Annotated in this window: 2 protein-coding genes; one reads left to right on the top strand and one right to left on the bottom strand. The window is 62.1% G+C overall.

The window, feature by feature from the left end:
- Nucleotides 1-98: 98 nt before the first annotated feature.
- On the bottom strand, nt 99-998 hold the full coding sequence (gene rsmH, locus NW837_RS07280) for a 16S rRNA (cytosine(1402)-N(4))-methyltransferase RsmH (protein WP_414330253.1): 900 nt from the start codon (nt 996-998) through the stop codon (nt 99-101).
- A 246-nt stretch (nt 999-1,244) separates the two neighbouring features.
- On the opposite strand from rsmH, the gene aroA reads away from it, so the two are divergent.
- Complete coding sequence (aroA, locus tag NW837_RS07285) at nt 1,245-2,579, top strand: 3-phosphoshikimate 1-carboxyvinyltransferase (RefSeq protein WP_414330255.1); 1,335 nt, start codon at nt 1,245-1,247, stop codon at nt 2,577-2,579.
- The last annotated feature ends 45 nt before the right edge of the window (nt 2,580-2,624 follow it).

Genomic DNA, 2,624 nt, shown 5'->3' on the forward strand with positions numbered 1-2,624 from the left:
CCCCAACAGCAACCCCCCCTCCCGATTCCTGGTCTCGGCGGGCTAGCCGTCCGCTTCACGGTAGCCGATCTCTTGAGAGCGGGAGAACCAACCTAAACCTACATCTGACTGCTGCGGGCAGCCACTCGCAGTTTGGCAGAGCGGGCCCGTGGATTGCGTTGCCGTTCCAGTTCGGAAGGGGACAAGGGCTTGGGGGTGAGCACCTGCCAACGGGGATCCCTGCGGAAGGCCCATTTCACCAAGCGATCTTCAAGGCTATGGAAGCTGATCACGGCCAACCTGCCGCCGGGTTTCAACCAAGTGGGGGCTTGGGCCAGCAAGGTTTCTAAAGCCTCCAGTTCTCGGTTCACGGCAATGCGCAACGCCTGAAAGACCCGAGTGGCCGGGTGGATGCGGCCTCGCCGAGCTGCCGGAGGTACTGCCTGCCAAACCACCTGGGCCAACTGAGTGGTTGTGGCGAGGGGACGAGCCTGCTCGATGTGATGGGCGATGCGGCGGGCAAATCGCTCTTCGCCGTAACGAGTGAAAATCTCGATTAACTCTTCGACCGGGCGATGATTAACCCAATCGGCGGCAGTCTCCTGAGCTGTACTGGGATCCATGCGCATGTCCAGCGGCCCCTCTCCGCGAAAGCTAAATCCCCGCTCAGGGCAGTCCAGTTGCGGCGAACTCACCCCCAAGTCGGCCACGATGCCATCGAAGGGAATCCCCTGCCCCTGCTCATCCCGAAAGCCGTGCTGCTGCAGATCGAAATCGGCAAAATTGAGGTGCCACAGTTGGATGCGGCTGCCGGGGATCCCTTCTGCTGCAAAACGCGCTTGCGCCGCCTGTAGAGCCGCCGGATCCCGATCCAACCCCACCACTCGAGCAGCTCCCCCCCGCAGCAGCGCCAAGCTGTGTCCACCCCCTCCCAACGTCACATCCAAAAAAATACCGCCCCCCTGGGGTTGCAGGTAGGCCATCACCTCCTCGGTCAAAACGGAATCGTGTTGATACACCTTGCCAAGCACGGTCTGCGGGGGTTCTATTTCTGCTGCTACAAAGTTCAGTATCTGCAAAAAAAAGGCCGAGGCCAGGCCCCGACCGAGGAATCCATGTTGTTAAGGTGATCCTCTGGGAAAAGAGGGGTTGCCGTCAAAAGACAGGCTGTCTTGGGATCCCCGGCAAAATCTCTGGGGCGCGAGTCCCGCTCTGAGTATGATGAGACTGCTCCCGCTTTTGCCCAGTCTGCCGTCAGAGTTGCTGTGTTGACTCACTCTTCTTCTACCGATATCCTCACTCTCTCGTCGGCCAAGGGCCTGCGCGGCCAAGTGAGCATCCCCGGTGACAAGTCCATTTCCCACCGCGCCCTGATGCTGGGATCCCTGGCCGAAGGAGAAACCACCATCCAAGGGCTGTTGCTGGGAGAGGATCCCCGCAGTACGGCAGCCTGTTTTCGGGCGCTGGGGGCAGATATTTCGGAGCTTAACAGCGAGTGTGTTCGCATTCGGGGGGTTGGCCTGGGCCGGCTACAAGAACCGGCGGACGTGTTGGATGCCGGCAACTCCGGCACCACCTTGCGCCTGATGCTGGGGATCCTGGCTGGCCAGGCCGGGCGCTTTTTTGCCGTCACCGGCGATCGCTCCCTGCGCTCGCGGCCCATGGGGCGGGTGGTAGAACCGCTGCGGCAGATGGGGGCCAGCATTTGGGGACGGGCCGGTGGAACCTTGGCACCTTTGGCCGTACAAGGGGGATCCCTCAAGGGCATTCACTACCGCTCCCCGGTGGCTTCAGCGCAGGTAAAATCCTGCCTCTTGCTGGCGGGTCTGCTGGCAGAAGGCACCACCCAAGTCACCGAGCCGGCTCTCTCTCGGGACCACTCGGAACGGATGTTGCGGGCCTTCGGGGCCAACATTCAGGTGGATCCGGAAACAAAAACCGTGGCCGTGGTGGGGGGATCCCGCCTGGTGGGCCAGAGAGTTCAGGTGCCGGGGGATATCAGCTCGGCAGCCTTTTGGCTGGTGGCCGCCTCCATTGTGCCCGAGAGCGAATTGCTGCTAAGGGATGTGGGCCTCAACCCCACCCGTACCGGTGCGCTGCAGGTGTTGCAGGAGATGGGGGCCGATATTCAAATTGAAAACTGCCGGGAAATGGCCGGCGAGCCCCTGGGAGATCTGCGGGTGCGTTCGGCCCGCTTGCGCGGCTGCACCATCGCCGGCGATCTCATCCCCACCCTGATCGACGAGATCCCGGTTTTGGCGGTGGCGGCGGCCTTTGCCGAGGGGATCACCGTGATTCGCGATGCCGCAGAGCTGCGGGTCAAAGAAAGCGACCGTCTGGCTGCCATAGCCCAAGAGCTGAGCCGCATGGGAGCCCAGGTCGCCGAATATCCCGATGGCCTGGAAATCAAAGGAGGGATCCCTCTTCACGGGGCCGAGGTCGACAGCCACGAGGATCACCGCATCGCCATGAGCCTGATGGTGGCAGCTCTAGGAGCGCAGGGATCCACCCTCCTCAGGGGAGCCGACTGTGCCCGCATCTCCTACCCCGACTTCATTCCCACCCTGCAACGATTGACTGCTTCCCCCCTGGAGTCTTGAGAGGGCCCATCTTTAACTTTGCCGCCTCTGCTCCTATGTCGACCT

It is taken from the genome of Synechococcus sp. R6-10, assembly GCF_047461815.1.
In the GTDB taxonomy this organism is placed as follows: Bacteria; Cyanobacteriota; Cyanobacteriia; order Thermostichales; family Thermostichaceae; genus Thermostichus.